General features: G+C 56.2%; 27 protein-coding genes. 18 read left to right on the top strand and 9 right to left on the bottom strand.

Going from position 1 to position 26,726, the window contains the following annotated elements; genetic code table 11:
* Window positions 1–6: 6 nt before the first annotated feature.
* The 3 genes from QWJ10_RS03265 to ptsP all read left to right on the top strand — a co-directional run bounded on the left by QWJ10_RS03265 (window position 7) and on the right by ptsP (window position 4,845).
* Complete coding sequence (locus QWJ10_RS03265) at window positions 7–1,521, top strand: MFS transporter (RefSeq protein WP_289924277.1); 1,515 nt, start codon at window positions 7–9, stop codon at window positions 1,519–1,521.
* A gap of 276 nt (window positions 1,522–1,797) precedes the next feature.
* A complete protein-coding gene (locus tag QWJ10_RS03260) occupies window positions 1,798–2,271 on the top strand; it encodes an RNA pyrophosphohydrolase (RefSeq protein ID WP_010796984.1) in 474 nt (157 codons plus the stop codon).
* A gap of 294 nt (window positions 2,272–2,565) precedes the next feature.
* Window positions 2,566–4,845 (top strand): phosphoenolpyruvate--protein phosphotransferase, encoded by a 2,280-nt coding sequence (ptsP, locus tag QWJ10_RS03255; RefSeq protein ID WP_219650820.1) that lies wholly within the window; start codon window positions 2,566–2,568, stop codon window positions 4,843–4,845.
* A gap of 12 nt (window positions 4,846–4,857) precedes the next feature.
* Here the strand turns inward: ptsP and QWJ10_RS03250 are convergent, their stop codons facing one another.
* Window positions 4,858–5,604 carry an NRDE family protein gene (locus QWJ10_RS03250; protein ID WP_289924270.1) on the bottom strand — a complete coding sequence of 249 codons (747 nt, stop codon included), beginning with the start codon at window positions 5,602–5,604 and terminating at the stop codon, window positions 4,858–4,860.
* Window positions 5,605–5,698: 94 nt separating this feature from the next.
* Here QWJ10_RS03250 and QWJ10_RS03245 point away from each other — a divergent pair, with 94 nt between their 5' ends.
* The 3 genes from QWJ10_RS03245 to QWJ10_RS03235 all read left to right on the top strand — a co-directional run bounded on the left by QWJ10_RS03245 (window position 5,699) and on the right by QWJ10_RS03235 (window position 7,769).
* Complete coding sequence (locus tag QWJ10_RS03245; protein WP_289924268.1) at window positions 5,699–6,481, top strand: sulfite exporter TauE/SafE family protein; 783 nt, start codon at window positions 5,699–5,701, stop codon at window positions 6,479–6,481.
* A 24-nt stretch (window positions 6,482–6,505) separates the two neighbouring features.
* Window positions 6,506–7,318 carry a prolipoprotein diacylglyceryl transferase gene (gene lgt / locus QWJ10_RS03240; protein WP_010796988.1) on the top strand — a complete coding sequence of 271 codons (813 nt, stop codon included), beginning with the start codon at window positions 6,506–6,508 and terminating at the stop codon, window positions 7,316–7,318.
* Window positions 7,319–7,406: 88 nt separating this feature from the next.
* Window positions 7,407–7,769 carry a multidrug transporter gene (locus QWJ10_RS03235; RefSeq protein ID WP_122043504.1) on the top strand — a complete coding sequence of 121 codons (363 nt, stop codon included), beginning with the start codon at window positions 7,407–7,409 and terminating at the stop codon, window positions 7,767–7,769.
* A gap of 84 nt (window positions 7,770–7,853) precedes the next feature.
* On the opposite strand, the gene QWJ10_RS03230 is transcribed toward QWJ10_RS03235, so the two are convergent.
* The 6 genes from QWJ10_RS03230 to QWJ10_RS03205 form a co-directional block, all read right to left on the bottom strand.
* Window positions 7,854–8,105, bottom strand: a complete 252-nt coding sequence (locus QWJ10_RS03230; RefSeq protein ID WP_010796990.1) for a YfhL family 4Fe-4S dicluster ferredoxin — start codon at window positions 8,103–8,105, stop codon at window positions 7,854–7,856.
* Between the two features lie 116 nt (window positions 8,106–8,221).
* Window positions 8,222–8,707, bottom strand: coding sequence for a pantetheine-phosphate adenylyltransferase (gene coaD, locus QWJ10_RS03225; RefSeq protein ID WP_010796991.1), 486 nt, complete (start codon window positions 8,705–8,707; stop codon window positions 8,222–8,224).
* 212 nt (window positions 8,708–8,919) lie between these two features.
* Window positions 8,920–9,945, bottom strand: coding sequence for a hydrolase (locus QWJ10_RS03220; protein ID WP_289924259.1), 1,026 nt, complete (start codon window positions 9,943–9,945; stop codon window positions 8,920–8,922).
* A 10-nt stretch (window positions 9,946–9,955) separates the two neighbouring features.
* Window positions 9,956–10,528, bottom strand: a complete 573-nt coding sequence (gene rsmD / locus QWJ10_RS03215) for a 16S rRNA (guanine(966)-N(2))-methyltransferase RsmD (RefSeq protein WP_289924257.1) — start codon at window positions 10,526–10,528, stop codon at window positions 9,956–9,958.
* Window positions 10,529–10,530: 2 nt separating this feature from the next.
* A complete protein-coding gene (locus QWJ10_RS03210; RefSeq protein WP_289924255.1) occupies window positions 10,531–11,988 on the bottom strand; it encodes a pitrilysin family protein in 1,458 nt (485 codons plus the stop codon).
* Window positions 11,985–13,352 carry a pitrilysin family protein gene (locus tag QWJ10_RS03205; RefSeq protein WP_197872133.1) on the bottom strand — a complete coding sequence of 456 codons (1,368 nt, stop codon included), beginning with the start codon at window positions 13,350–13,352 and terminating at the stop codon, window positions 11,985–11,987. The genes QWJ10_RS03210 and QWJ10_RS03205 overlap by 4 nt, the downstream gene beginning before the upstream one ends.
* Before the next feature lie 152 nt (window positions 13,353–13,504).
* Here QWJ10_RS03205 and ftsY point away from each other — a divergent pair, with 152 nt between their 5' ends.
* The 8 genes from ftsY to QWJ10_RS03165 all read left to right on the top strand — a co-directional run bounded on the left by ftsY (window position 13,505) and on the right by QWJ10_RS03165 (window position 19,489).
* On the top strand, window positions 13,505–14,989 hold the full coding sequence (ftsY, locus tag QWJ10_RS03200) for a signal recognition particle-docking protein FtsY (RefSeq protein ID WP_289924250.1): 1,485 nt from the start codon (window positions 13,505–13,507) through the stop codon (window positions 14,987–14,989).
* The gene (gene ftsE, locus QWJ10_RS03195; protein WP_010796997.1) at window positions 14,986–15,657 is read left to right on the top strand and encodes a cell division ATP-binding protein FtsE; all 672 of its coding nucleotides are present in this window, start codon (window positions 14,986–14,988) and stop codon (window positions 15,655–15,657) included. Before ftsY ends, ftsE begins: the two co-directional genes overlap by 4 nt.
* On the top strand, window positions 15,654–16,664 hold the full coding sequence (ftsX, locus tag QWJ10_RS03190; RefSeq protein ID WP_289924245.1) for a permease-like cell division protein FtsX: 1,011 nt from the start codon (window positions 15,654–15,656) through the stop codon (window positions 16,662–16,664). The genes ftsE and ftsX overlap by 4 nt, the downstream gene beginning before the upstream one ends.
* 189 nt (window positions 16,665–16,853) lie before the next feature.
* Window positions 16,854–17,708, top strand: a complete 855-nt coding sequence (gene rpoH, locus QWJ10_RS03185) for an RNA polymerase sigma factor RpoH (protein WP_010796999.1) — start codon at window positions 16,854–16,856, stop codon at window positions 17,706–17,708.
* 113 nt (window positions 17,709–17,821) lie between these two features.
* Complete coding sequence (locus QWJ10_RS03180) at window positions 17,822–18,118, top strand: hypothetical protein (RefSeq protein WP_289924241.1); 297 nt, start codon at window positions 17,822–17,824, stop codon at window positions 18,116–18,118.
* A gap of 38 nt (window positions 18,119–18,156) precedes the next feature.
* The gene (locus tag QWJ10_RS03175) at window positions 18,157–18,414 is read left to right on the top strand and encodes a hypothetical protein (protein WP_019363965.1); all 258 of its coding nucleotides are present in this window, start codon (window positions 18,157–18,159) and stop codon (window positions 18,412–18,414) included.
* On the top strand, window positions 18,411–18,968 hold the full coding sequence (locus QWJ10_RS03170) for a lipocalin family protein (RefSeq protein ID WP_010797002.1): 558 nt from the start codon (window positions 18,411–18,413) through the stop codon (window positions 18,966–18,968). The genes QWJ10_RS03175 and QWJ10_RS03170 overlap by 4 nt, the downstream gene beginning before the upstream one ends.
* 11 nt (window positions 18,969–18,979) lie before the next feature.
* Entirely contained in the window at window positions 18,980–19,489 is a 510-nt protein-coding gene (locus tag QWJ10_RS03165) for a YbhB/YbcL family Raf kinase inhibitor-like protein (RefSeq protein WP_289924237.1), read from the top strand.
* 47 nt (window positions 19,490–19,536) lie between these two features.
* Here the strand turns inward: QWJ10_RS03165 and QWJ10_RS03160 are convergent, their stop codons facing one another.
* Together QWJ10_RS03160 and QWJ10_RS03155 are read right to left on the bottom strand one after the other, a co-directional pair.
* Entirely contained in the window at window positions 19,537–20,361 is an 825-nt protein-coding gene (locus QWJ10_RS03160; RefSeq protein ID WP_289924235.1) for an isochorismatase family protein, read from the bottom strand.
* Between the two features lie 67 nt (window positions 20,362–20,428).
* Complete coding sequence (locus QWJ10_RS03155; RefSeq protein WP_122043490.1) at window positions 20,429–20,854, bottom strand: hypothetical protein; 426 nt, start codon at window positions 20,852–20,854, stop codon at window positions 20,429–20,431.
* Window positions 20,855–20,956: 102 nt separating this feature from the next.
* Here QWJ10_RS03155 and pip point away from each other — a divergent pair, with 102 nt between their 5' ends.
* The 4 genes from pip (at window position 20,957) to mdoH (ending at window position 26,680) form a co-directional block, all read left to right on the top strand.
* Entirely contained in the window at window positions 20,957–21,922 is a 966-nt protein-coding gene (gene pip, locus QWJ10_RS03150) for a prolyl aminopeptidase (RefSeq protein WP_289924233.1), read from the top strand.
* Complete coding sequence (gene dtd, locus QWJ10_RS03145; RefSeq protein ID WP_289924232.1) at window positions 21,919–22,356, top strand: D-aminoacyl-tRNA deacylase; 438 nt, start codon at window positions 21,919–21,921, stop codon at window positions 22,354–22,356. The genes pip and dtd overlap by 4 nt, the downstream gene beginning before the upstream one ends.
* A gap of 231 nt (window positions 22,357–22,587) precedes the next feature.
* Window positions 22,588–24,087: a glucan biosynthesis protein G gene (locus QWJ10_RS03140; RefSeq protein ID WP_100217696.1), complete on the top strand. Its 1,500-nt coding sequence runs from the start codon at window positions 22,588–22,590 to the stop codon at window positions 24,085–24,087.
* Window positions 24,080–26,680 (top strand): glucans biosynthesis glucosyltransferase MdoH, encoded by a 2,601-nt coding sequence (gene mdoH, locus QWJ10_RS03135; RefSeq protein ID WP_289924231.1) that lies wholly within the window; start codon window positions 24,080–24,082, stop codon window positions 26,678–26,680. The genes QWJ10_RS03140 and mdoH overlap by 8 nt, the downstream gene beginning before the upstream one ends.
* The last annotated feature ends 46 nt before the right edge of the window (window positions 26,681–26,726 follow it).

The raw sequence follows: 26,726 nt of genomic DNA, 5'->3' as shown, positions 1-26,726 counted from the left end.
GTCGGAATGTCTTCACCTACGTTTCCACATCACCGTGGCCTGCTGATGCTCAGCATCACGCTGATGGTCACCGTCTATTTTCTCGACAGCCTCTCCATCGCGCTGGCCAACCGCTATGTATCCGGCGGCCTGGGTGCTGATCAGCGCAGCTATGTGTATGCCACGGCAGCCTATAGCGTCGCGGTCATCGTCTTCACGGCGCCTCACCAGTGGTTTGTACAGCATCTGGGGTACCGCCACCTGATGATGGCGGCGACAGTTGTCCATACCATAGGCCAGCTGCTCTGCCTGGCCGGCGACCACCTGTGGGTCTTTGCCACGGGCAGAGTCTTCATGGGGGCGGCCGCCGCAACCTTTTTCGCTGGTGCGCGGGTGCTGGTGCTCATGTTCTTCCCTGGGCCGCAAACCCCCACAGGCATACGAGCCTTTGCCAGCGGCGTGCCGCTTGGCGCGGCGATGGCTTCTTTTTGTACGGCGCAACTGCTGGGGCATGAGGAGTGGCGCAGTATCTTTGCCGTGCCGCTGGTGGTCTGTCTGGTCATGGCCGTGTGCATCTGGATGGCCATTCCCTCGCGCGTCATACCCGAAAAGTTGTCGGCCAGACCAGCACTGCTGCCCATGGCTATCCTGTTGGTTGGAAGCATCATTGTCGAAACCACTATCCAGCGGATGAGTTTTGATTTCTATAGCGATACCTGGGAGCTGCTCGGACTCTTTCTGCTGGGTATCTGCCTCATGGCCGTCTTCATCTATTGTGAGCGGCAGCGGGAGCGGCCAACCCTCGACTTTCGTAACGCCATCAATCCGGCCTTTCTGCTCGGCATGCTGTTCATGATGCTGAACTACTTCATGCTCGGTGCCTATAACTACGTTATTCCCCAATATGTCCTGAACGCCCTGCAGGTACCGATCTACACTGCTGGAACGGTCATGGCTATCGGCTGGCTGTGTGGGATAGTGCCGCTCATGGCCATTACCTCTGGCACGCTCAAGCGGTATTTCCCGTGGGGTGGCTTCAAGAAGTTTCTGGTGCTCGGCTATTCGCTGCTGGCCGGCTATGGCTTCTGGATGTCCAGCCAGAATGGCGAGGTGCCGCTTGTGCAGCAGCTTCAGCCTGCGCTCATGATGCATGGTGTGTTTCTGATCTCGACCTTTGCGGTGATCATCATGTACACCTTCATGACCATTCCTCCGCGTTATTTCAGCCAGGCATATCAGATCAAGAACATGACGCAGCAGATCGTCATGCCGCTGGGAATCGTCATGGCCAACGTCTTTCTGCAATGGCGCGATGCGTTCCACGCCAATGTCCTGCGCAGTCACATCACCTCATTCAATCCGCTTTATCAGCAGTATAGGGAACAGCTGAACGAGGCGATGGGGCATGCCTCCATGAGCCAGATGGCCTCGCTGGTCAATCGCCAGGCTGCGATCCTGGGCTTCCTGGACTATTTCTACCTGATCGGCTGGGTAGGTGTAATTCTGGCTATCTACATGCTTCTGCAGCGGCACTTTCGCTGATAGGAGTGGGAAACGGGTCATGCTTTACCCGTCAGAATCCATTGATTGCTTGGCTATGTAAGCTTTTGTTCAGCAAGGGCTGAGGATACTGCTCGCGGATTTTCAGGCGCTCCGGCGGGATTACCCCAATGTAATGTCCATATGGACAAGCAGGCAGGAGTGGCACTTGCCAGCGTATTGCCACAGACGGCAAAAATACAGGCAGGGAGCTGCGTTGCCGCTCCAACAAGCTTTATGGAACAATGCAAGTCTATTGACTTTCCAGGGGTGTCAGCCGTGATCGATTCTGATGGTTTTCGCCCGAATGTCGGCATCATCCTCGCGAATGACGCTGGCCAAGTGCTGTGGGCTCGGCGCATCAACCAGGACGCCTGGCAGTTTCCACAGGGAGGTATCGATGATCGTGAAACGCCGGAAGAAGCGCTTTATCGCGAATTGAATGAAGAAGTGGGTCTGAGTCCGGATGATGTCCGGATTTTGGCCTGTACGCGGGGCTGGTTGCGTTATCGCTTGCCCCAACGCATGGTGCGTACGCATAGTAGGCCCCTGTGCATCGGTCAAAAGCAGAAATGGTTTCTGCTCCGGCTGATGTCTGAGGATCAGAGGGTACGCATGGATGTGACAGGCAAGCCGGAGTTCGACGGTTGGCGCTGGGTCAGCTACTGGTACCCATTAGGGCAGGTGGTGACGTTCAAGCGGGAAGTGTATCGTCGAGCCCTCAAGGAGTTGGCCCCGCGCCTGCTCGCCTGATCGATATGTTAAGCCTGTACCATACGTGTACGTATGGAAGACGGAAGAGGCACCGTTTGCATTGCCTCACCGGCCCGCCCGGTTATGCCGGGCCTGCCGTGGACGGAGGAAATGCTGTGGCCATGCTGGATGAACGATTTGTGACGTTGAGTGGCAATACGCTGTCAGATAGGCGTTGCTGTCCACCTTCATCGATCGTGGCTATCAGGTCGGTGACCGGAACTCAATTTGCTCGCGCCTCGAAATCCTTTACCAGGATGTCGTCCAACGTCACCAGAGCCCAGGGCTTCTAGCATGCTGAATACGCTGCGTAAGGTCGTTCAAGAAGTAAACGGCGCCAAGGATCTCAAGACAGCGTTATCGATCATCGTTCAGCGCGTTCGGGCGGCCATGGGCACTCAGGTGTGCTCGGTCTATCTGCTGGACCCTGAAACCAATCGATTTGTTCTCATGTCGACCGAGGGCCTGAACAAGCGCTCCATCGGGCGTGTCAGCATGGCGCCCAATGAAGGCCTGGTCGGCCTGGTTGGCACGCGCGAAGAGCCGCTCAACCTTGAGGATGCCTCCAGTCATCCGCGCTTCCGCTATTTCGCCGAAACGGGCGAGGAGCGCTATGCCTCTTTCCTGGGGGCGCCAATCATTCACCATCGTCGTGTGATGGGTGTTCTGGTTGTTCAGCAAAAGGAGCGGCGCCAGTTCGACGAAGGTGAAGAAGCCTTCCTTGTGACCATGAGCGCCCAGTTGGCCGGCGTTATCGCACATGCTGAAGCCACGGGTACCATTCGTGGACTCGGACGGCAGGGCAAGGGTATCCAGGAGGCTCGTTTCGTAGGTATTCCCGGTGCTCCCGGTGTTGGTGTGGGTACGGCTGTAGTCGTGCTGCCACCAGCTGATCTGGAAGTCGTTCCTGACAAGACCGTTACGGACATCGAGGCAGAGCTGGCCTTGTTCCAGCATGCGCTGGAGTCTGTACGTGAAGATATGCGCCAGCTGTCAGAGCGTCTGTCGACCCAGCTTCGCAAGGAAGAGCGCGCCCTGTTCGACGTCTATCTTATGATGCTCGACGACGCGGCATTGGGTAACGAGGTTACTCAGATCATCAAGAGAGGCCAGTGGGCACAGGGTGCACTGCGTCAGGTTGTGACCGAGCATGTTCGTCGTTTCGAGATGATGGACGATGCCTATCTGAGCGAGCGTGCCGCTGATGTAAAGGACCTTGGCCGTCGATTGCTGGCTTATCTGCAGCAGGCACGGCAACAATGTCTGGTCTATCCCGACCAGACTATCCTGGTCAGTGAGGAGCTGTCACCCGCTATGCTGGGCGAGGTGCCTGAAGGCAAGCTGGCCGGCATGATTTCCGTGCTCGGCTCTGGTAACTCCCACGTTGCCATCCTGGCGCGCGCGATGGGTATTCCCACCGTCATGGGCGCGGTAGACCTGCCTTATTCAAAAGTCGATGGCATTTCGTTGATTGTCGACGGCTATCACGGCGAAGTCTTTACCAACCCATCACCTCAGCTGCTCAAGCAGTACAGCGCTGTGGTCGAGGAGGAGCGTCAGCTGACCCAGGGGCTGGAAGCCCTGCGCAGCCTGCCGTGCGAAACCCTGGATGGCCATCGTATGCCGCTCTGGGTGAACACGGGGCTGCTGGCTGATGTTGCCCGGGCGCAGCAGCGTGGCGCGGAAGGGGTGGGGCTGTATCGGACTGAGGTCCCATTCATGATCAACGACCGCTTCCCCAGTGAGAAGGAGCAGCTGTCCATCTACCGGGAGCAACTGGCGGCGTTCCATCCCCAGCCGGTCACCATGCGCATGCTGGATATCGGCGGAGATAAATCCCTGTCCTATTTCCCCATCAAGGAAGACAACCCCTTCCTGGGATGGCGCGGGATTCGTGTCACGCTGGACCATCCGGAAATCTTCCTGGTACAGGCGCGAGCCATGCTCAAGGCCAGTGAAGGTCTGGATAACCTGCGAATCATGCTACCCATGATCTCGGGGGTACACGAGCTGGACGAGGCCCAGCATCTCCTGCATCGCGCCTGGTGCGAGGTGCGTGATGAAGGGGTCAATATCCCCATGCCGCCTGTAGGTGTGATGGTAGAGGTGCCTTCGGCGGTCTATCAGGCCCGGGATCTGGCCCGTGAGGTGGATTTTATCTCGGTGGGCTCCAACGATCTGACCCAGTATCTGCTGGCGGTAGATCGTAATAACCCACGCGTGGCAGACCTGTATGACTACTTCCATCCAGCCGTGCTGCAAGCACTCAAGAGTGTGGTGGAGGATGCTCATGCGGAAAACGTTCCAGTGAGTATCTGTGGCGAGATGGCAGGCGATCCGGCCGCAGCGGTATTGCTCATGGCCATGGGATACGACTCCCTTTCCATGAATGCAACCAACCTCCCCAAGGTGAAGTGGTTGCTGCGTCAGATGAGCCTGTCCAAGGCAAAGGAGCTCCTGGATCAGCTGCTCAAGATTGACAATCCGCAAGTGGTGCACAGTGCGCTGCATCTGGCCTTGCGTAACCTGGGGCTAGGGCGCGTCATCAACCCGGCTTCCACCGTCCAGAGCTGACAGCACGCCGGACTACAGCGTCCGGCGGCTTTCTCCAAGCGACTTGCCGTAGGCTCCAAAGCGACGTTCCGTAATGACGGTCTGTCCGTCTACCTGTTGCCGCAGCACAGTGCTGGCTCGTGTGCCGTAGTGTTCGCTGGAGATGAAAACGCTGGATAAGAGCATTTCCAGTTCATGGCTGATGCCGGTATGCGGAAGCGTTACGGGATCAGGTCGCCAGGTGTCGGCCAACAGTGCAAATAAAGCCTCGTCCGAAGGGGTTTCCAGGGCCTGTTCGAGACTTGCTCTGGCTCTGAGCAACTTGGGCCATGGCGTGTTCAAATCGGCATTGGATACGCCGTAAACACCCGGCGGCAGTCGATGCGGCTTTCGGCTGCGAGCATTCAAATGCCATAACGACTGGCGATCGCCTAGAAGCAGGTTGAACCCTGTGTATTCATCGCTACGTTGAGCCACTTCATGTACATACTCTTCGGCCGAGATATCACGTTCCAGAAAGCGTACAGGCAGTTCGCCCCGTGAGCGGTCGGATACCGACTGACCAGGATCCCTGATATTGGTCACGGTGGCAAAGCGACCATCCCTTCCTACTGCGAGCCAGGTCCCGCCTGCCGTCAGGTCTCTTCCTCCAATGATGTCTGGTTGATCGTCCCATGTATCCAAAGGGGCGCTGGGGCGTGCATAGAATTCATCACGGTTGGCGGCCAGGATAAGCGACTCGTTATCTTCAGGGCGCCACGCAAAGACAATCAGACACATCAGTTGGGCTCCGTAAGGCCTTGATCATTGAGGGTTCGCTCGTTTGCGTTGGCCGATTGGGCTACCATTGCCGTTTTGTTCGGCAGGATTCGATATGGAATTCGTGCTCTATCTGATTCTTGGCGCATGTGCAGGCGTTCTGGCGGGTCTGTTCGGCGTCGGGGGCGGATTGATCATCGTACCGGTTCTGGTGTTCAGCTTCACTGCCCATGGAATGGATACCGATGTGCTGACGCATCTGGCCGTCGGTACTTCACTGGCAACAATCGTCTTTACGTCAATCAATTCCATTCTGGCGCATCATCGCCAGAGAGCGGTCCAGTGGCCACTCGTGGTGTGGATGACGGTTGGCATCATCCTGGGCAGCTTTGTCGGCGGGGTTACGGCATCTTATATTCAGGGGCCAATTCTGCAGAAAATAATCGGTACCTTTGCCATCCTCGTGTCGCTACAGATGGTGCTTGACCTTCGTCCCAAAAGCAGCAGACCGGTACCGGGCAAGCCGGTTCTGACGTTCGCCGGTGTGGTCATTGGCTGGGCGTCTGCCATCTTCGGCATCGGAGGCGGCTCGCTGACTGTGCCTTTCCTGACCTGGCGAGGCGTCAGTATGCAAAGGGCGGTGGCAACCTCATCTGCGTGTGGGTTGCCGATCGCACTCTCCGGAGCCCTTTCGTTCATGGTGGTGGGCTGGAGTGAGCCTGGCTTGCCTGAGTGGAGTCTGGGATATGTCTACCTGCCGGCCCTGGTAGGTATTGCGCTGACCAGCATGTTCTTTGCCCGTTTTGGTGCGCGTTTGGCGCACACGCTTTCTCCACGGCTGCTCAAGCGGCTATTTGCGTTGTTGTTGTTCAGTGTAGGGCTCAGCTTTCTGGTCTGAGAACCCTTTTATCAAGGAGTCGTAATGCTGCCTTATCCACAGATCGACCCGGTAGCGGTCGCGATCGGTCCACTCAAGATTCACTGGTACGGTCTGATGTACCTCATTGGTATTGGCGGGGCTTGGCTGCTGGCCTCACGTCGCTTGAACCGATTCGATCCCACCTGGAATAAAGACAAACTTTCGGATCTGGTCTTCTGGGTGGCGTGCGGCGTCATCATCGGGGGACGGTTGGGGTATGTCCTTTTCTATAACCTGGATGAGTACCTTGCCAATCCCACGCTGATCTTTGAGGTCTGGAAGGGCGGCATGGCCTTTCATGGCGGCTTGCTGGGCGTAATTCTGGCGGTGTGGTGGTTTGGTCGCCGCAACAACAAGAGCTTTTTCGAGTTGATGGATTTTATCGCCCCGCTGGTTCCAATCGGCCTGGGCGCCGGGCGGATTGGTAACTTCATCAATGCCGAACTGTGGGGCAAGCCGAGCGATGTGCCGTGGGCAATGATTTTCCCGCCCTTCAGCGATCCGGCCCAGTTGCCGCGCCATCCTTCCCAGCTCTATCAGTTTGCGCTGGAAGGAGTCGCCTTGTTCGTTATTCTCTGGTTCTTCTCACGCAAGCCACGTCCAACAATGGCGGTATCAGGGCTTTTCGTCCTGTGTTATGGCATTTTCCGTTTCCTGGTGGAATTCGTCCGTATGCCGGATGCGCAGCTGGGTTATCTGGCCTGGGGCTGGCTCACGATGGGGCAGGTCTTGTGCGTACCGATGATTCTGGGTGGGGCCTTCCTGATGGTTTTGGCCTATCGGCATCAGGGAAAGACCAGAACTCTGACGGAATGACCTGATCTTCAGGTGAAAGGTCACTGACAAGTCGAGAGGTGGTGCTTATAGTTAATGGTTAATCGCCTCTCACTTAAAGGACAGAAGTATGAGCCCGTTCCGCGCATTGGCCACCACGTTGGCCTTCTCCATGGCTTTATGGAGTGCTGCCGCACCGGCACTAGCCGATTCGGGTTATGAGACGGAAACCGTTAACAATGCCAGTGGTGATCCGAATTACGAGGTAGGCGCGCCAAAAGCCTTTTCGATGATTGGTGATCTGCTAATTGCCCGCCCGCTCCTGATTGTGGCAACGGCTATTGGCGCGGGTGCCTTTGTGGTCAGTCTGCCGTTTACCGCTGCAGGCGGTAATGTAGGCGAGGCAGGCAGGGCCTTGGTCGTCGAGCCGGGTAAAGCTGCTTTTGTTCGTTGCCTGGGCTGTACCCGCACAGGATATGGCCAGTCGGACTGAATCCCATAAAAAAGCCGGCAATTGACCGGCTTTTTTATGGCGCCTGTAAATACCTGATAGTGTCGCGCTGCCAAACAGCCTAGATCAGGCCTGACCGCTGATTTTCAGATACTTTTCGTGCAGTTTTTCCTTGCTCTCGACGTTTTCCGGGTCGAGCGGGATGCAATCCACCGGGCAAACCTGCTGACACTGCGGCTCGTCGTAATGGCCTACACACTCGGTACAGAGGTTCGGGTCGATCACATAAATCTCTTCGCCCTGAGAGATGGCACCATTAGGGCACTCAGGCTCACATACATCGCAATTGATGCAGTCTTCAGTAATCTTGAGGGACATGAATTGCTCCCGCCGCTCACGGATGACGGCGATACAGAAAAGGTAAACGCGAATTGTGCCTTATCGGCGCGCGTGGTGCACGTCTGCGCCGATATATGTGCCCTAACGGCAAAATTTCAAGGGGCTGGCTTGAAACGTTCGGCCAGCGCTTCCTTGACAAGCGGGTGCACGAACTTGGTGACGTCGCCACCCAGTGCTGCAATTTCACGTACCAGCGTCGAAGAGATGTAGGAGTAATTTTCCGACGGAGTAAGAAACATGCTTTCTGCGTCAGGCGCCAGCACACGGTTCATGTTGGCCAACTGAAACTCGAATTCGAAATCCGAAACAGCACGCAATCCTCGCAGGAGGATCGTGGCTTTCTGCTCCTTGACGAGATTGGCCAGCAGGCAAGAAAAGCCAATGACCTCGACATTAGGCAGGTGTGCCGTAACCGCTCGAGCCAACTCTACCCGCCTTTCCAGCGGAAACAGCGGATTTTTCTTCGGACTGGCTGCTACGGCGACGACGACATGCTCAAACAAACGTGAGGCGCGTTCGACGAGATCACCATGACCCCTGGTGATCGGGTCGAAGGTTCCCGGGTACAGCACTCGATTCATCGCGGCGTCCTTACGGTCCGTGGGGGCTTGGATGGTAGCTCAGCCAGATCAGATGTCCAAGTCGAAAGGTGGATAAGTGGCCTGGTATTCATCAAAGGTGAGCTTTAAGCGTTGAGGAGTGTAGAAAAAATTGTCGAAAAACGCAGCCTTCTCGGGTTGCCTGTTTTCATCTGACGCGGATAGCGTTCGCTGATCGGCTATAGCCGCCACGTCTATGTCAGTCTCTCCTGCTGCCACAAGAGCCACTGCGGTATGCGGCGCTCCAGGTAGTAATCAGGGTTTCGCCATGTACCTGCGACAAAGCCTACATGCCCTCCATGAGCATGGCGCTCGAAGCATATCGTATTAGATAGCTCTCCTAGTGTTGGCAGGCTTTCACGTCCAATGAAAGGATCATCTTCCGCTTGAATCATAAGGGTTGGTATTCGGACGTCTTTCAGGTAATAACGGCTTGATGCCTGCTGGTAGTAATCGTGAGCATCCTTGAATCCGTGGAGCGGGGCGGTGATGCGTCCGTCAAAATCCCAAAAGCTCTTCATGTCCTCCAGGTTACCCAAGGCATCCAGCGAGGCTACATGGTCGTGTTGCTGGCGCTGTTGCAAAGCCTCTCGCTTGCGCTTTACATAACTCACCAGCTCTCGCATGAAGTGCGCCTGATACACACGGGAAAACCCAATGGCGATACGGTCTGCGCAAAGGTCGAGCCGGAAAGGAACCGACACGGAGGCAGCCGCCTGGAGTGGGCAATTCAAGCCTGCTTCGCCCAGGTACTTGAGCAGCACGTTACCGCCAAGCGAGTAGCCAACAGCATAGAGCGGTGCCAAAGGGCGCTTGGCCTGAAGGTGGGCAATAACAGCGGCAAGGTCTTCGGTGACGCCTGAGTGGTAGCCCCGCGGTAACAGGTTCGGCTCGCCTGAGCACCCTCGCCAGTTCAATCCAACGCTGGCCCAGCCATGCTCGGCAAGGGCCAGTTGCAAACCCAGAATATAGTGTGACGAAGAGCTGCCTGTCAGTCCGTGGATAGCCAGTACCAGCGGCGCATAAGGATCTTCCGGTCCGTACCAGTCAAGGTCGAGAAAGTCACCGTCGTCCAGCCAGATACGCTCGCGTGGGCGCGTTATCAGGGGAAGACGACGCCAGAGTGATCCCCATAAAGTCTGCAGGTGAGGACCTGGCAGCCACCAAGCGGGCCGGAAAGCATCTGCCTGAGCTGATAGGTCCTCCACGATAGGGTGCATGGACATCCCGTTACGCGGTTCGATGCCAGAGTGTGTAATGTACGCTTCCCGCCTTCTTTTCCCTGTACAGGTGCCAGTTGGCGGGCATGGGAAGCAATGAGGGCTGACTTTCGCTTTCAGTGTAAATCCATGCATCCCTGGCCAGCCAGCCTTGCTCCTCGAGCAGTTGGCAGGCGGGCTCAAGCAGACCTTTCTGGAAGGGAGGGTCAAGGAACACTACGTCAAAAGGCGTGGCCTCATTGTGCTGAAGGTAGTGCAGGGCATCGTTCTGTACGACCTGAGCATTGGTGCATCCGAGTGACGCCAGATGACCGCGCAGCGAGCCTACCGCTGCAGGGTTCAAGTCCAGCCCTAGCGCCTGACTGGCACCCCGGGACAGCGCTTCAAGCAATAGCGCACCACTGCCCAGGAACGGATCCAGTACCCGTGCACCGGGCACATGGGGCATCAGCCAGTTGAACAGCGTCTCGCGGACCCGGTCAGGCGTAGGTCTGAGCCCTGGTGCTTCTGGAAAGCTGAAGCGTCGGCTGCGCCAGTCGCCTCCAATGATACGCAGCTGGCTGCTGCCTTTACTCTGCGCCATGCTCAATGCTCCGGTACGCTGGGAGGCGGTGTATTGCCGCGCTCAACCGGCGCTGGCAAAGGTTGCTGGGCAACGGTTGGGCCTGCCGTCACGATGACAAAGCCATCAGGATTCAAATGCCGGGCCATGGCTTCGCGCACCTGATCCGTAGTCACGGCTTGCGTCTGCTTCATGAAGGTGTCCAGAAAGTCGAGTGGCAGGTCGTAGAAACCAATCATGCCGAGCTGGGCGACGATCGCACTGTTACTGGCGGTCGAGAGCGGGAAGCTGCCTGATATTTCACGCTTGGCATCATCCAGCTCCTTCTGTGTCGGCCCTTCCTTGAGGTATTGGCGGACGATGTTTTGCACAAGCCCCAATGTGTTCTGGCTCATCTCGGCTCGGGTTTGCAGGCCGATCGTGAAGGGGCCCGCGACCTGCATCGGCGTAAAGCCGGAATAAACACCATAGGTCAATCCGCGCTTTTCGCGGACTTCTGTCATCAGACGAGTGCCGAACCCGCCCCCACCCAGGATCTGGTTGCCCAGATATAGCGCGGCGTAATCAGGGTCCCGGCGGTCGATACCCTGCTCAGCCAGCATGAGGTGCGTCTGCTGTGAGGGAAACTCGATATGCGTAACGCCCGGTTTAGGTGGTTGCGGCTTGGCTACCGACGGCAGGGCAGGGCCCTTGGGTAGAGCGCGGGATACCTTGGCGGCAATGGCTTCGGCCTGGGGGCGGGTCAGATTACCTGTCAACGCGATGACGACATTGCCTGCTGTATACGCACGCTGATGAAAGGCGCGTAGCTGAGCAGGTGTGATCGACCTCAGTGATTCAGCTGTGCCCATGCTGGGGTGCGCATAGGGGTGGCTGCCATAGAGCTGTTTCATCAGCGCATCACCCGCCTGAGCGCCGGGGTCCTGTTTCTTGTATTCGATGCTGGTCAACAATTGATTGCGAATACGCTCCAGCGGGGCGGCAGGAAACGTAGGATGACCTACCACCTTGGTGAAGAGATCGAGCGCCGGGCCACTTTTAGTCGGGTCGGACAGGGTACGCAGCCCGGCAACGGCCATGTCGCGATAGGCACCGTTTGAGAAATTAGCACCCAGGTTTTCGAAGCCGATGGCTATCGCGGTGGTGTCCATGCCGGCAATGCCTTCGTTGAGCATGCCATTGGTCATCGTGGCGATGCCTGGTGTGTTGCCGTCCTGGCTGCTACCAGCCGCAAATGTCAGGCGGAGGTCATACATGGGCAGCTCATTGGCTTCCACAAACATGACGCGCGCGCCTTCTGGAGTTTTCCAGCTCTGAATATCGAGCTTACGGGTAACCGGAGCTGTCTTGCTCAGCGCCTGCAGTGACTCCAGTTTTGGATGGGCCGCTGCACTGTCCGCTACAGGGGAAGTGTTCTGGCAGCCGCCAAGCAGCGTCAGGCTGAGCAAGGCGCCCCATGCATAAGAAAAGCGGACGTTCATGGGCGAGCCTCCTGCTGTGTCTGGGTCTCGGGAATCACGTGGGCGACTGTCAGGCGATCGCGAGTGAAGTAAGTGCGTGCAACACGCTGTAGATCAGCCGGAGTGACAGATTGCAAATCTGCAAGCTCATTATCCATCTCGTGCCAGGACACGCCGATGCTTTCCAATTGACCAATATTGCTGGCCTGGGCTGTAATCGAGTCGCGCTCATAGACAAGGCTGGCGATCACCTGCGCTCTGACGCGCTCCAGTTCGGCAGTGCTCGGTGGCGTTTGCTTGAGCGCATTCAGTTGCGCCCAAAGGCCGGCTTCGACATCTGCTAGGGTCTTGCCCTTTTGCAGGTTGGGCATGGCGCTGAGCATGAATAGACTGTCGCCACGAGTGTAGGACTCATACGAGGCCGAGGCGCCGGTAACTAGCTCCTGCTCACGCTCCAGTTGAGTGGAGAGACGGGCACTGTAGCCACCATCGAGCAGCGCTGAGATCAGGCGCAAGGCATGTACATCCCGTTGATTCTCTGCACTGGCAAAACCGGGCACGTTGAATCCCATCATGAGGCTGGGGATTTGCGTACGAACGGGAAGGATCAGACGGCGTTCACCTGGTGCCTGGAGTTCAAGCGGGCGCTTGGCAGGTGGCAGGTCCCGCTTGGGAATCTGGCCAAAGTACTGTTGAGCCATCTGTCTTACGTCTTCCCCGGTCACATCGCCCACTACAACTAGGGTCGCATTGTTGGGCGCGTACCAGGATTGATACCAGTGCCGCAGATCGTCGATGTTCATGCGTTTAAGATCAGCAGGCCAGCCAATGGTTGGCGTACGGTAGCCACTGGCAGGATAGGCCGCCGCGCTGAAACGCTCGTAGGCCAGTGCCATTGGCTGATCGTCAGTGCGCAGGCGACGCTCCTCCTTGATGACTTCTATCTCACGGCTGAATTCATCGGCAGGTAGGCGTAAGGTGGCCATGCGATCGGCTTCGAGCTCAAGCGCCACAGGCAAACGATCCTTGGCCATCACTTGGTAATAGGCCGTGTAATCGTCCGTGGTGAAGGCATTCTCGGTTGCTCCGAGATCACGCAGAACCAGGGAGGCCTCTCCAGGACCCATCTTGCTGCTGCCCTTGAACATCATGTGTTCCAAGGCATGGGAAAGGCCGGTCGATCCGGGCGTCTCGTAGCTTGAGCCGATCTTGTACCAGAGTTGTGAAACCACGACAGGAGCACGATGATCTTCCCGAACAACGACTTTCAAACCATTGTCGAGTGTGTATTCGTGCGTGGGTTGGGTCTCGGCGGCCAGGACGGTAAGCGGCGCGCAGAGCAGGCTGAACAGCAGACCAGTAGTACGTCGAGAGAAGACTGTCATCAATCTATGAACTCATTCCAGGGCTTGCCGGTCTTTAGCGCCAGCAAGCGATGAGGTGCTAGGATACGCATCCCTTTTCATGCCGGCCACGCCTGGCAGCACATCTTTATGGATTTGCCACAGCGTGCCCGCCCCTTGAGATAGACCTTTGCATGTTTGGTTCCGACGATAAAAAGTCCCCTCCCGCAGGGGAAAAGAAAGGGTTCTTCAGCTGGTTTCGCAAGAAGCCGCAGGAGACAACCGAGGCCAAGCCGGAAACGGCTGTCGAGCCGGTAGTACACCCGGAGCCGGTCCCCGAGCCGGCTGACGCTATTCCTTCAACCCAGCTGCCGCCTGCTGAGGAGGCCGAAGCGCCCGCACCGGTAGCCGAGCAGGACGAAAGCGTAAAAACCTTTCAGCCGGAGCCGATTCAGGCGCAGCCGGTTGAGCCGCCACGCCAGCCTGAAACGGTGCAGCCTTCTTTGCAAGCGCCTGCAGTTGAGCCAGAGCCTGAGCCTGCTATGCTGGCGCCTGTTGAGCCTGTATTCATTGAGCCCGAGCGGCTGGACGAATCGAGGACAGCCGAGCTCCAGCCTGTTGCTGAGCCTGAGCCAGTAGCCGAGCCTGTCGTGCCGATTGCAGAGCCGGAGCCTGAGCCAGAACCAGGAGTAGACGCAGAACCGGAACCGGAGCCGGAGCAGGCACCACAGCCCGCGACACCGACAAAACTGGGCTTCTTTGCTCGCCTCAAGCAAGGGCTGAGCAAGACCAGCGCCAGCATTGGCGAAGGGATGGCCAGCCTGTTTCTGGGCAAGAAAGCTATCGACGATGATTTGCTCGATGAGCTAGAGACCCGGCTATTGACGGCAGATGTGGGTGTCGAGGCGACGACCACCATCATGAAAAACCTCACCCAGCGGGTAGCGCGTAAACAGCTTGCGGACAGCGAGGCGCTTTATCAGGCATTGCAGGAAGAGTTAACTGGCTTGTTGACGCCTGTTGAGCAACCGTTGGTTATCGATAAGGCTACTCAACCCTTCGTCATTCTGGTTGTTGGCGTGAACGGTGTTGGCAAAACCACGACCATCGGCAAGCTGGCTAAAAAGCTCCAGCTTGAGGGCAAGAAGGTCATGCTGGCCGCTGGCGATACGTTCCGTGCCGCAGCGGTCGAGCAGTTACAGGTCTGGGGAGAGCGTAACCGCATTCCAGTGATTGCACAGCATACCGGCGCTGACTCCGCCTCGGTGATCTATGACGCTGTACAAGCTGCCAAGGCTCGCGGTGTCGATGTTCTGATTGCCGATACGGCCGGTCGTCTGCATACCAAAGACAACCTGATGGAAGAGCTGCGCAAGGTGCGCCGCGTCATTGGCAAGCTGGACGAATCCGCCCCGCATGAGACTTTATTGGTGCTGGATGCAGGTACCGGCCAGAACGCCATGAATCAGGCCAAGCAATTCCATGCTGCCGTTCCGCTCTCCGGCCTTGCGCTGACCAAGCTCGACGGTACTGCCAAGGGTGGCGTCATTTTCGCGCTGGCCAAGCAGATGAGCCTGCCTATCCGTTACATCGGTGTCGGTGAAGGCATTGACGATCTGCGTGAGTTCGAAGCCAAGCCCTTCGTTCGAGCGTTGTTCGCTGAGCGGGAGACGACATGATTCATTTCGATCGGGTCAGTAAACGTTACCCGAACGGGCATATCGGTTTGCATGAGTTATCGTTCCGTGCGGAGCGCGGGGAGATCTTGTTCATTACCGGTCACTCTGGTGCCGGCAAGAGCACCCTGATGCGCCTCATCCTGGCAATGGAGCGACCCACCAGTGGCAAGCTTTCGCTGGCTGGACAGGATATTTCGCGGATCAGCAATGCGCAGATTCCGTTCCTGCGTCGTCAGATTGGTGTGGTGTTTCAGAACCACCAGCTCCTGTTCGACCGTACCGTGTTCGACAATGTAGCCTTGCCTCTACAGATCCTGGGGTTGTCCAAGGCCGAGATTGCCAAACGTGTGACCATGGCGCTGGAGCGGGTCAGCTTGAAGGACAAGCTCGAAGACTATCCGTCGGACCTGTCTACCGGTCAGCAACAGCGCGTCGGGATCGCGCGGGCTGTCGTACATCGACCAGCCTTGCTGCTGGCGGATGAGCCAACCGGTAACCTCGATCCGCGGCTTGCCTCCGAAATCATGGGTGTGTTCGAGGACATCAACAGCCTTGGCACCACTGTACTGATTGCCAGCCACGACCATGCCCTGATCGCACGCCTGCGTCATCGTATGCTGACGCTGCAGCGTGGCCGTCTGATCGGGGATGAGGAGAGTCCTACATGAGTGCCAAGGAACTTCCACGCGGCGACGTACAGGGTGAAAAACCGGAAAAGCCCAAACGTCGCAAGACAGCCAAGCCGAAGCAGGATTGGCGCAGCCCGTTACATGCCTATTTCGAAGCGCATCTCATTGGCTTGCGTGACAGTCTGTGGCGGATGGGCCGACAGCCGATCGGAAGCTTTCTGACCTGTCTGGTTATGGGAATTGCCCTTGCGTTGCCGATGGGTGTATCGCTGCTGCTGAACAATGTGGAGCGGCTCGGCGGCTCATGGCAGCGCGCGGCCCAAATTTCTGTCTTTCTTGACCTTAATCTGGACGAAGCTCAAGGCAAGCAATTACAGGAACAGATTGCAGCACTACCCGATGTCAGTGAGGTGCACTGGATCGGACGTAACGAGGCTCTGCAAGAGCTTCAACAGCAGGCTGGTCTGGGCGAAGCCTTGAAGGAACTGCCGGAAAACCCGTTGCCTTCGGTGATCTCCGTGACGCCGCAGGAGATTGATAAAGGTCGGCTGGACATGCTGCGCAGTCGTCTGGCTGAGCTATCTGGCGTACAGCAGGTACAGCTCGATATGCAATGGGTTGAGCGACTGACCGCCATTCTGAAGCTGGGCGAGCGGTTCGTGTTTGGGCTTACAGTCGTTCTGATCGTAGCCCTGCTACTCGTCATCGGGAATACAATTCGTCTGGCCATCGAAAACCGCAGGACCGAAATCGAGGTCATAAAGTTGGTAGGCGGTACTGACGGTTATGTGCGGCGACCTTTCCTGTACATGGGCGCCATGTACGGGATAGGCGCCGGTATTGCAGCCTGGGCACTGCTGGCTTTTGGCTTGAACTGGCTTAACGAGGCTGTTATCGAGCTGGCCGGTCTTTACAGCAGCGACTTTGCGCTTGCCAGTGTGTCCATGGATGAAGGCATCCAGTTACTTATTGGTGCAATACTGCTGGGTTACATTGGCGCCTGGCTGGCGGTGGCTCGCCATCTGAGAGAGTTGGCGCCCCGATAAGGGCGCCGATTCATGAATCAAACAACTGTCTCAAATTATGATGTAAAGCTATCGATTTGATTGATAGTGACTATTTAAGTGATTGATTTTAAAGGCTATAGGTTCTTTTTTAGGGAACTGTTAGTCTTGTTTTCTGTCTGATTCTTCAGTGATACACTGCCCTGTGCATAAGTGAATCGGAGGATTCGCATGACCAATTCTCTGCAACCTGTTCCAACATTGGTTCCTGGCGCTAGCCTGGAGGCCTATGTCAACTCTGTGAACAGCATTCCCATGCTGACGCCGGAGCGGGAGCGCGAACTGGCCGAACGCCTCTTCTATAACCAGGATTTAGAGGCGGCACGGCAAATGGTGCTCGCGCACCTGCGTTTTGTCGTACATATTGCCAAAAGTTATTCGGGCTATGGTTTGGCCCAGTCAGATCTGATCCAGGAAGGTAACGTCGGCCTGATGAAGGCTGTAAAGCGTTTCAACCCTGAAATGGGTGTTCGTCTCGTATCGTTTGCCGTCCACTGGATCAAGGCTGAGATACACGAGTTCATCCTGCGTAACTGGCGCATCGTGAAAGTGGCTACTACCAAGGCCCAGCGCAAGTTGTTCTTCAACCTGCGTAGCCAGAAGAAGCGTCTTGCCTGGCTGAACAATGACGAGGTTCAGGCGGTTGCCAGCACGCTGGGCGTCGAGCCGCGTGAAGTACGCGAAATGGAAAGTCGTCTGACGGGCCAGGATATGGCTTTTGATCCGGCTTCCGATGCAGACGACGATACGGCGTTCCAATCGCCCGCGCAGTATCTTGAAGACAATCGCTACGATCCGGCTCGTCAGCTGGAGGAGTCTGACTGGAGCGATAACTCTTCGGCCAATCTGCATGAGGCGTTGGAAGGCCTGGATGAGCGTAGCCGTGACATCCTTTACCAGCGCTGGCTGGCTGAAGACAAGGCTACACTGCACGAGTTGGCTGCCAAGTACAACGTATCGGCTGAGCGTATTCGTCAGCTCGAAAAAAATGCAATGAACAAGCTCAAGGGCAAGATCGCTGCCTAAGGGTTGATTCAAAAGCGAACCCCGCCTCAAGCGGGGTTTTTTATTGCCCGGAAATACCGAACCCCTTGTATAAGGTTAGGTTCTAAATGCTGCTGAGGGAGATGGGGACTGCTATGAAATCATTTTTACTGATGCTTTTTACATCGGTTCTTCTCGCCGGTTGTGGCAGTCATGACGATTTTGAAGGCAAGTGGAAAAGTCTCAATGCAGGTCAGGTCAAGTTGCAAATCGCGCCGGAGGAAGTCGCATGGCGTGTGACGGTCACGGGCGATGCGACTTCCCCGCAAACCTATGGTGCCACCCTGGTCGATGAGGGGCTGCGCGTCGATATGCCGCCTACTTCTGAAGTCTGGACCATAGATGATAACGGGCATTTGAAAGGGCTCGGTCAGGAGTTCATCAGAGAGTGAGGATGGTGTCAGCCCTCCGGTCCAGGTTAGGAGTCAGAATGAAGTTTCGCGTGTTCGCAGTGATGCTGAGTTGCTTGTGGCTGATCAGCTGCAGCAAGATCAATCAGGAAAATTACAATCGGCTCAAGGCTGGCCAAACCAAGGCCGAGGTCGAAGAGCTATTGGGCAAACCTACAGAGTGTTCCGGTGCGTTGGGGTTATCAAGCTGCACATGGGGTGATCAGTCTTCCGCGTTCATCAGCGTGCAGTATGTCAACGACAAGGTTGTCATGTATGCAGGACAGGGGTTGCGATGAAAACATCTACCAAGCTTTTACTACTGGCTGGCGCGGCAGGGTTGTTGGTCGCCTGTGCCAGTTCGACCAAGACACCACCGCCTGAAACCGTCGGTTCGCTTGATCTGAAGCGCTATCAGGGGACATGGTATGAGCAGGCGCGCCTGCCCATGTTTTTCCAGCGCAGCTGCGTTCAGTCCGAGGCGCATTACCATCTGCGTGACGATGGGAATGTTGCGGTGCTCAATCGCTGTCTGACGAACTCTGGCGACTGGGATCAGGCGACCGGTGTTGCCTCGCCAATGAAGCCTGGTGTAACGGACCGACTGGAAGTGCGCTTCGATACTTGGTTCAGCGGCGTATTTCCCAATATAGCCAAGGGCCCTTATTGGGTCTTTTATATTGACCCTGAATACCATAATGCCGTGGTAGGGAGCCCTGATCGCAAGTATCTCTGGTTCCTATCTCGCTCAGCCGAGATCACCCAGCAGCAGCGCGATACCTTTCTTGGCATCGCTAAAGCCAAAGGATTTGATACATCCAGGCTGGTCTGGCGAGGCCAGCCATCCAACTAAAGGGGGCAAGCATGGCCGATTCGGAGTTTCGCCTGTGGACCAATGCGTTCGCTGATAATGGTTTGATGTCAAAACGCCAGGAATTTGATGTTGAGGCCTTTGGCGTATCGGGTGAAAATATTTCACCTGCGCTCATGTGGGAGAATCCTCCGCCGGGAACCAAGAGTTTCGCCTTGACGGTGTACGATCCCGACGCTCCAACCGGCAGCGGGTTCTGGCACTGGGTGGTGGTGAACATACCTGCCGATGTCACAAACTTGCCGGAAGGCGCAGGCCACGCGGATGGAAGCCTGCTGCCAAAAGGGGCTCTACAGCTGCGCAATGACTATGGAACCGTTGGATTTGGTGGTGCCGCGCCGCCAAAAGGCGATAAAGCGCACCGGTATATCTTTCAAATCCATGCGCTGGCAGTCGAAAGCCTGCCTGTGCCGGCAGAGGCTACCAATGCAGTAGCACGGTTCATGACGCATCTGAACCAGATCGCCTCCGCAACTTATACCGGTCTGTATGAGTTGAAATAAAGCGTATCGGCCATTGCACGAAGCGATGGCCGATCGTTATGTACGTCTTATGACGCGGCGAGTAGGGGCTCAACCTCTTTGCTGGTCAGGCACCTGACGCCCTTTGCCTTCATTTCTTCAATAAAGCGTTCCGCCAGATGTTCGAAGCCGGATACTGCATGCGAGCAGTCGGTGAGCAGCACGAGGCGGTGAAGATTGGTCTCGCCCAAGTGATCCGCGATATCTCTTACGGTTCCTGCGACGCAGTGAGAGAGTGCTTCGCCGGCGATCAGTACAGTCTGAGCCTGTTCCAGTTGATTCAACAGATGGGTATTGGATCGTGTACCTGGATCGTCAGGATCTGGCACTTCAGCGGCAATAGCGGAGTAATGCTCTGTGTTGGGATTGCTGCCCTTCGGAATGTAATGGACCGTCTTCAAGCGCGTCCTGCCCCATTCATTGAGTGCTTTAAGCAGGGGCGTATAGACATTATGCCCCCAGCTTCCGATCAGGCAATGCTCCGGCCATATGGTCAACTGATATCGTCCACGTTCGGCCAGAGCTTTAACATATTCAAGGCTATAGCTCTGCTTTTCCGACACGCAGGTTGTCCAGCGGCCCTGCTCGATATCATCTACAGAAATAACCGTGAACGGAGGAGGGGAGTGCCCTTCGGCATCCTGCCACCAGGACGGATGCGCTATGTGCAAAGGTTGGTGAGAATCCAGCGTGACGTGAATGGCGTCCAGCCTGTGTCCCCACATGTGGATTAAGCTGGCAACCTTTCGGAGATCGGCACTTGCCTCTGGGACGGGAAGCGCAGCATCCGCAATATCACAAAAATCATTTTGTGGATCGATAATCAGCAGGTGTACAGAGTCGGCTGAAGACATGGAAACGTTCCGATCAGAGAATGAGTGTGTCTCGTACGTGAGTGTACACGTGGGGTATAACAATCATTTACTGCCAATCCGCTCGCGCCAGCTTCCAGTCGTCGCCCTCTTTCCACCACTCCAGCCTTACACTGTAGTGGCGGGCCGCATCAGGCAGAAGGCCTTCAGCCCCTGTCATGCCTACCTCGGCATCCGTATAGCCTTTGTTCTGGTAAGTGGCATCGATCTGACTGTGTTTGCGGAAGGTAACGATATGGATATTGCGATATTTTAGAAACATACCTGCCATGGTTTGGCGGGCCCACGCACGATCGTTCTGTTGCTGGGCCAGAAACTGTGGGTGCAGTTGTTCATATACCGCTCCGGTTTTCTTGGCTTCCAAGTTGGCTTGCAATTGATCAGCTGCCTTGTCGAGTGCTTGCTGAGGATCGCTTTTGCAGCCCACGATAAATAACGGAAGTGAAGAAATGAGCAGACAGGTGGTCAAACGCATTACGAGAATTCCTTTTCCTGGTTAGGTTAGCGCTATGATGGCTATAGCACGGACAAATACGACGATGCTTTATCGCCACTGACAAGCCCGAAGGGGAGTAACATGCACAGCCTCTATCCGGAAATCAAGCCATACGCCCGCCACACACTTGCTGTAGATGATCCTCATGTCCTTTATCTGGACGAAAGCGGTTCACCGGATGGCCTGCCTGTGCTGTTCATTCATGGAGGACCCGGTGCAGGCTGCGACGCGTTGAGCCGGCGGTTCTTTGATCCAAGCCTTTACCGGATTGTCACATTCGATCAGCGTGGGTGCGGGCGCTCAACCCCTTATGCCAGTCTGGAGCGCAATACAACTTGGGACCTGGTTGCTGATATGGAACGTATCCGTAAGCATCTGGGAATTGAAAAATGGGTACTTTTTGGCGGCTCCTGGGGATCGACTCTGGCGCTGGCCTATGCGCAGACGCACCCGGATCGTGTACATGCCCTGATCCTTCGAGGCATCTTTCTATGTCGGCCTGAGGACTTCCACTGGTTCTATCAGGATGGGGCGAGCCGTTTGTTCCCCGACTACTGGCAAGACTATCTCGCACCGATTCCTGAACAGGAGCGAGGCAACCTGATGCAGGCCTATTACAAGCGGCTCAGTTGCCCTGATGAAATTGCCCAGATGGGCGCTGCCAGAGCCTGGTCCTGTTGGGAGGGGCGTACGGCGACGCTTCGACCAAATCCTGATGTGGTCGAGCGATTTTCAGAGCACGCATTGTCCATTGCGCGCATAGAGTGCCACTACTTTGTCAACAATGCGTTTCTTGAGCCCAACCAATTGATCAGGGATATGCCCAAGATCGCCCATATTCCCGGTGTCATCGTTCATGGACGATATGACGTGGTCTGTCCGCTGGATAATGCCTGGGCCTTGCACAAGGCCTGGTCTAATAGTGAGCTGCAAATCGTGCGCGACGCTGGTCATGCCGGTGGCGAACCGGGCATCTGTGATGCCTTGGTACGTGCAACCGATGCCATGGCACGACAGTTGCTCGATGTTCCCCCGGAGGCTGAATGAAAGTCCTTATACAGCGCGTCACGCAGGCGCGTGTAGAGGTAGATAGTGAGATAGTCGGTGAGATCAACCAGGGGCTTCTGGCCTTGGTGGGCATAGAGCCGACTGACAATGAAGTAACTTGCGAAAAAATGCTGCACAAGGTTCTTAATTACCGGGTTTTTTCGGACGCGGAAGGGCGAATGAATCGCTCGCTTACGGATGCAGGAGGTGGGTTGCTACTGGTTTCGCAGTTTACGCTGGTGGCGGATACACAAAGTGGTTTGCGTCCGAGCTTCTCGACCGCAGCGCCACCTGCACAGGGCGCGGCGGTGTTCTCGCATCTGGTAGGACTTGCGCGTTACCGCCATGCCCATGTGGCAACAGGTCGTTTTGGGGCCGATATGCAAGTTTCACTGACCAATGATGGTCCGGTAACATTTTTATTATCTATTTGAGCAACAGACTCTTACAGGTTTTCTGGAAGTGTCTATGATTGCGCAGTTTGGAACGACCGACACGCTTTGAGCGGAATCATTCGCGATCTTGTCAGTCCGACGACTGCTTATCCGTGAATGGCCATGCGTCGTTCAACGATTCGTACGCTGATTAAGGGGGCTGCGTTGTATTTGAATACTAATTCCAAGCCAGGTAAGGCTAAGGCCATCGTGCTGAGTTTTACGGCCATCATGGCAATGTTTGGGGCCAAGGCCTGGGCGTTTAGCCTCGATGACGTATCAGTGCAGGCCAAAAGCCTTGCCGAACAAAAATTTGCTGCGCCCAAGAGCAATCTGCCTGCCGTTCTCCGTGACATGAAGTTCGCTGATTACCAGCAGATCCGTTTCCGCCAGGACAAGGCGCTCTGGTCTGGAGAGAAAACACCGTTCCAGCTGAACCTCTATCATCAGGGCATGCATTTCGACGTGCCAGTGAAGATCAATGAAGTTACGGCAACGGGTGTCAACGAGGTCAAGTACGATCCATCCTATTTCGATTTCGGCAATCTGCAGCTGGATCAGGCTGCCCTCAAGGATTTGGGATTTGCCGGTTTCCGCATAACCTATCCGCTGAACAAGCCCGACAAGCAGGATGAGTTTGTGACCATGTTGGGCGCCAGCTATTTCCGTGTAGTAGGCAAGGATCAAGTGTATGGCCTGTCTGCGCGTGGACTGGCGATCGATACCGCCCTGCCGTCCGGCGAAGAATTCCCTCGCTTCCGTGAGTTCTGGGTCGAGCACCCACAGCCGGACCGCCGTAACTTGGTGATTTACGCCTTGCTGGATTCTCCCCGTGCTACGGGTGCCTACAAGATGGTCGTTACCCCTGGTAGCGACAGCACAGTTGATGTGCAGGCGCGCGTTTACCTGCGCGATAATGTAGGCAAGCTGGGCATTGCGCCACTCACCAGCATGTACCTGTTCGGACCCAATCAGCCAAGCCCGCAGGTCAACTATCGTCCAGCCCTGCACGATTCCAATGGCCTGGCCATTCATGCGGGTAATGACGAGTGGATCTGGCGTCCGCTGAATAATCCCAAGCGTCTTTCCATCAGCACCTATACAGTCGAAAACCCCAAGGGCTTCGGTCTTCTACAGCGCGGCCGTGAGTTCAGCCGTTACGAAGATCTGGATGATCGTTACGATCTGCGGCCAAGCGGTTGGGTTGAAACCAAGGGTGACTGGGGCAAAGGCAAAGTCGAGCTGGTCGAGATACCGACACCAGACGAAACCAACGACAACATCGTTGCCTTCTGGACACCAGACACCATACCTCAGGCCGGTGAGCCGATTGATCTGAGCTATCGTCTGCATTTCACCATGGACGAGCCTGCTCTGCACTCGCCTGATGTGGCCTGGGTTCAGCAAACTCGCCTCTCGACCGGCGACGTCAAGCAGCCCAATCTGGTTCGCCAGGCAGATGGAAGCACCGCCTTCATCATTGACTTTGAAGGCCCGGTTCTCAAGAACCTGCCGGAAAGTGCACAGGTGGCCTCGCAGGTCAGCCTTAACGACAATGGTGATCTGATTGAAAACAATGTTCGTTATAACCCTGTCACCAAAGGCTGGCGTTTGACGCTGCGTCTGAAGGTCAAGGACGCTACCAAGCCCGTAGAGATACGTGCTGCGTTGGCGGAAGGCGATAAGACGCTGACCGAAACCTGGAGCTATCAGTTGCCTGCCAATGAATAACCGTAAAGAAACAACACCCGTTCAGGACTACCTCGAGCGCTTGCCGCTCGGGGAGGCCGAGCGGCAGCAACTCGCGAGCGGTGTAGGCAGTACCGACGCTGAGGGCCTGGCTTCCCTGCATGGAAAGCTTGCGTCCACTGAGTCTGTTGGAAATGATCCTGCACTGAGTTCTGTAGAGGCACGCTTGAAAATGGGTTGGGGTGATTCCCTGTCCGAAGGTGACCTGCTTACCGTTGATGCTCAGGGGCGGACCAATATCCGTACCATGCCTGCCATCACGCGGTCCCAGATGTTGCCGGAGCCATGGCGTACCAATCCCGTAGTACGTATATGGCATCGTCTGCTGGGTCGCAAACAGGAGGCTCGTCAGGTACCTGATGAGGAGGCGGACGCACACGCTCACTGGCGCAAAGTAGGGGCTTTCCGTCGTTTCATCCTGCTGGTGCTCATGCTCCTTCAAACAGGTATCGCTACCTGGTACATGAAAGCTGTTCTGCCCTATCAAGGGTGGTCACTGGTCGATCTTGGAGAGGTCTGGGACCAAGGGCTTCTGGAGTCTGCCAGACAAGTGCTTCCCTATGTGTTGCAGACCAGTATTCTTCTGCTGTTTGCAACCTTATTCTGCTGGGTTTCTGCCGGTTTTTGGACGGCCCTGATGGGCTTCTGGCAGCTACTGACCGGACGGGATAAGTACAGTATTTCCGCCAGTACTGTCGGGGACGAAGTGATTGCGCCTGAGGCGCGTACCGCCATTGTCATGCCGATCGCCAACGAAGACGTCGCCCGGGTGTTTGCCGGTTTGCGTGCGACCTATGAGTCTGTAGCGGCGACCGGGCAGCTTGAGCATTTCGACTTCTTTATCCTGAGTGACAGTAACAATCCGGACAAATGTGTTGCCGAGCAGAAGTCCTGGCTTGAGCTCTGCCATGCGGTAAAAGGTTACGGCAAGATTTTCTATCGCCGTCGTCGCCGCCGTGTGAAGCGCAAGAGCGGTAATATCGATGACTTCTGCCGCCGTTGGGGCAGCCAGTACCGCTATATGGTCGTGCTGGATGCTGATAGCGTCATGAGCGGTGAATGTCTCACGGGCCTTGTGCGCCTGATGGAAGCTAATCCGCGAGCAGGTATCATCCAGTCCGCACCCAAAGCTTCAGGTATGGATACGCTCTATGCGCGTCTCCAGCAGTTTGCTACCCGGGTGTACGGGCCGCTCTTCACGGCGGGCCTGCATTTCTGGCAGCTGGGTGAATCCCACTATTGGGGACATAACGCAATCATTCGCGTGAAGCCGTTCATCGAGCATTGCGCATTGGCGCCTCTACCCGGTAAAGGCTCGTTTGCAGGTGCCATCCTTTCCCATGACTTCGTTGAGGCTGCATTGATGCGTCGTGCAGGGTGGGGAGTCTGGATTGCATACGACATGCCCGGTAGCTACGAAGAGCTTCCGCCTAACCTGCTGGATGAGCTCAAGCGTGACCGCCGTTGGTGCCATGGCAACCTGATGAATTTCCGGCTGTTCCTGGTAAAGGGTATGCACCCGGTACACCGGGCCGTATTCCTAACCGGTGTGATGTCTTATTTGTCGGCACCGCTCTGGTTCCTGTTCCTGGTACTATCCACTGCACTTCTAGCCGTACACAAGCTCATGGAGCCGCAGTACTTCCTGCAGCCAAGGCAGTTGTTCCCGGTCTGGCCACAGTGGCATCCCGAGCAGGCAATTGCCTTGTTCTCGACCACGTTGATTCTGTTGTTCCTGCCAAAGCTGCTCAGCGTCATCCTGATCTGGGCCAAGGGGGCAAAAGAATTCGGCGGCGGTTTCAAGTTGCTGTGTTCGATGCTCTTGGAGATGCTGTTCTCGGTTCTGCTGGCACCTGTACGCATGCTGTTCCATACGGTATTCGTGACTGCCGCCTTCTTGGGCTGGTCAGTGCAGTGGAACTCGCCTCAGCGTGACGATGACGCTACGCCTTGGAGCGAGGCCTTCAAGCGTCATGGCTCACAAATGCTGCTAGGTATTATCTGGACGGCTGGTGTAGCCTGGTTAGACCCACGTTTCCTCTGGTGGCTATCACCTATCGTGGTGTCACTAATGCTTTCCGCTCCGGTGTCAGTCATTTCAAGCCGTACCAATTACGGCATGGCGGCGCGTCGTTCCAGCTTCTTCCTGATTCCGGAAGAATACAATCCGCCCCGTGAGCTGATGGCGACCGACGAGTACTTGCAGCAGAACAACCAAACCGTTCTTCGTCATGGTTTCCTGCAGGCCGTAGTCGATCCGCTGATTAACGCACTGGCATGTGGAATGGCCAAGGCAAGACATGCCAAGGTTGTGCCTCAGGCCGAAGCACTACGTCAGCAGCGCTTAGAAAAAGTACTAGCAGACGGTCCCGAGAAGCACTCGGATGCACAGTGGGCTATCTTGAGCGATCCTGTTGGAATGTCGCGTCTGCATCTGCAGGTGTGGCAATCAGGTGAAGCACGTGATCGTTGGGTGGAGGCGTACCGACGCATTCTGCCCGTATCTGCATCTGCCGAAACAAGTGCGCTTCCGGACGCAGACAGTGCTTCACTTGCAGTGAATCCTGCTCGCTAAGGTTGAGAAGGCATATGAAAAGCCCCAGTCAGAATATGGCTGGGGC

Origin of the sequence: Pseudomonas sp. WAC2 (genome assembly GCF_030403525.1) — a bacterium.
GTDB lineage: Bacteria > Pseudomonadota > Gammaproteobacteria > Pseudomonadales > Pseudomonadaceae > Chryseomonas > Chryseomonas luteola.
The sequence above is the reverse complement of the archived record's forward strand: the minus strand, read 5'-3'. Positions and strand labels throughout refer to the sequence as shown.

Bases quoted from the DNA above. Each gene is read 5' to 3' on its own strand.
- QWJ10_RS03160 (WP_289924235.1), bottom strand. From the start codon at position 20,361: ATGTCTTCAGCCGACTCTGTACACCTGCTGATTATCGATCCACAAAAT.
- QWJ10_RS03265 (WP_289924277.1), top strand. From the start codon at position 7: ATGTCTTCACCTACGTTTCCACATCACCGTGGCCTGCTGATGCTCAGC.
- QWJ10_RS03235 (WP_122043504.1), top strand. From the start codon at position 7,407: ATGAGCCCGTTCCGCGCATTGGCCACCACGTTGGCCTTCTCCATGGCT.
- dtd (WP_289924232.1), top strand. From the start codon at position 21,919: ATGAAAGTCCTTATACAGCGCGTCACGCAGGCGCGTGTAGAGGTAGAT.
- ptsP (WP_219650820.1), top strand. From the start codon at position 2,566: ATGCTGAATACGCTGCGTAAGGTCGTTCAAGAAGTAAACGGCGCCAAG.
- QWJ10_RS03250 (WP_289924270.1), bottom strand. From the start codon at position 5,604: ATGTGTCTGATTGTCTTTGCGTGGCGCCCTGAAGATAACGAGTCGCTT.
- QWJ10_RS03175 (WP_019363965.1), top strand. From the start codon at position 18,157: ATGAAGTTTCGCGTGTTCGCAGTGATGCTGAGTTGCTTGTGGCTGATC.
- pip (WP_289924233.1), top strand. From the start codon at position 20,957: ATGCACAGCCTCTATCCGGAAATCAAGCCATACGCCCGCCACACACTT.
- mdoH (WP_289924231.1), top strand. From the start codon at position 24,080: ATGAATAACCGTAAAGAAACAACACCCGTTCAGGACTACCTCGAGCGC.
- QWJ10_RS03155 (WP_122043490.1), bottom strand. From the start codon at position 20,854: ATGCGTTTGACCACCTGTCTGCTCATTTCTTCACTTCCGTTATTTATC.
- rsmD (WP_289924257.1), bottom strand. From the start codon at position 10,528: ATGGCGCAGAGTAAAGGCAGCAGCCAGCTGCGTATCATTGGAGGCGAC.
- ftsX (WP_289924245.1), top strand. From the start codon at position 15,654: ATGAGTGCCAAGGAACTTCCACGCGGCGACGTACAGGGTGAAAAACCG.
- QWJ10_RS03165 (WP_289924237.1), top strand. From the start codon at position 18,980: ATGGCCGATTCGGAGTTTCGCCTGTGGACCAATGCGTTCGCTGATAAT.
- ftsE (WP_010796997.1), top strand. From the start codon at position 14,986: ATGATTCATTTCGATCGGGTCAGTAAACGTTACCCGAACGGGCATATC.
- QWJ10_RS03220 (WP_289924259.1), bottom strand. From the start codon at position 9,945: ATGCACCCTATCGTGGAGGACCTATCAGCTCAGGCAGATGCTTTCCGG.
- QWJ10_RS03205 (WP_197872133.1), bottom strand. From the start codon at position 13,352: ATGACAGTCTTCTCTCGACGTACTACTGGTCTGCTGTTCAGCCTGCTC.
- coaD (WP_010796991.1), bottom strand. From the start codon at position 8,707: ATGAATCGAGTGCTGTACCCGGGAACCTTCGACCCGATCACCAGGGGT.
- QWJ10_RS03170 (WP_010797002.1), top strand. From the start codon at position 18,411: ATGAAAACATCTACCAAGCTTTTACTACTGGCTGGCGCGGCAGGGTTG.
- QWJ10_RS03140 (WP_100217696.1), top strand. From the start codon at position 22,588: ATGGCAATGTTTGGGGCCAAGGCCTGGGCGTTTAGCCTCGATGACGTA.
- lgt (WP_010796988.1), top strand. From the start codon at position 6,506: ATGCTGCCTTATCCACAGATCGACCCGGTAGCGGTCGCGATCGGTCCA.
- QWJ10_RS03245 (WP_289924268.1), top strand. From the start codon at position 5,699: ATGGAATTCGTGCTCTATCTGATTCTTGGCGCATGTGCAGGCGTTCTG.
- QWJ10_RS03230 (WP_010796990.1), bottom strand. From the start codon at position 8,105: ATGTCCCTCAAGATTACTGAAGACTGCATCAATTGCGATGTATGTGAG.
- QWJ10_RS03210 (WP_289924255.1), bottom strand. From the start codon at position 11,988: ATGAACGTCCGCTTTTCTTATGCATGGGGCGCCTTGCTCAGCCTGACG.
- ftsY (WP_289924250.1), top strand. From the start codon at position 13,505: ATGTTTGGTTCCGACGATAAAAAGTCCCCTCCCGCAGGGGAAAAGAAA.
- rpoH (WP_010796999.1), top strand. From the start codon at position 16,854: ATGACCAATTCTCTGCAACCTGTTCCAACATTGGTTCCTGGCGCTAGC.
- QWJ10_RS03180 (WP_289924241.1), top strand. From the start codon at position 17,822: ATGAAATCATTTTTACTGATGCTTTTTACATCGGTTCTTCTCGCCGGT.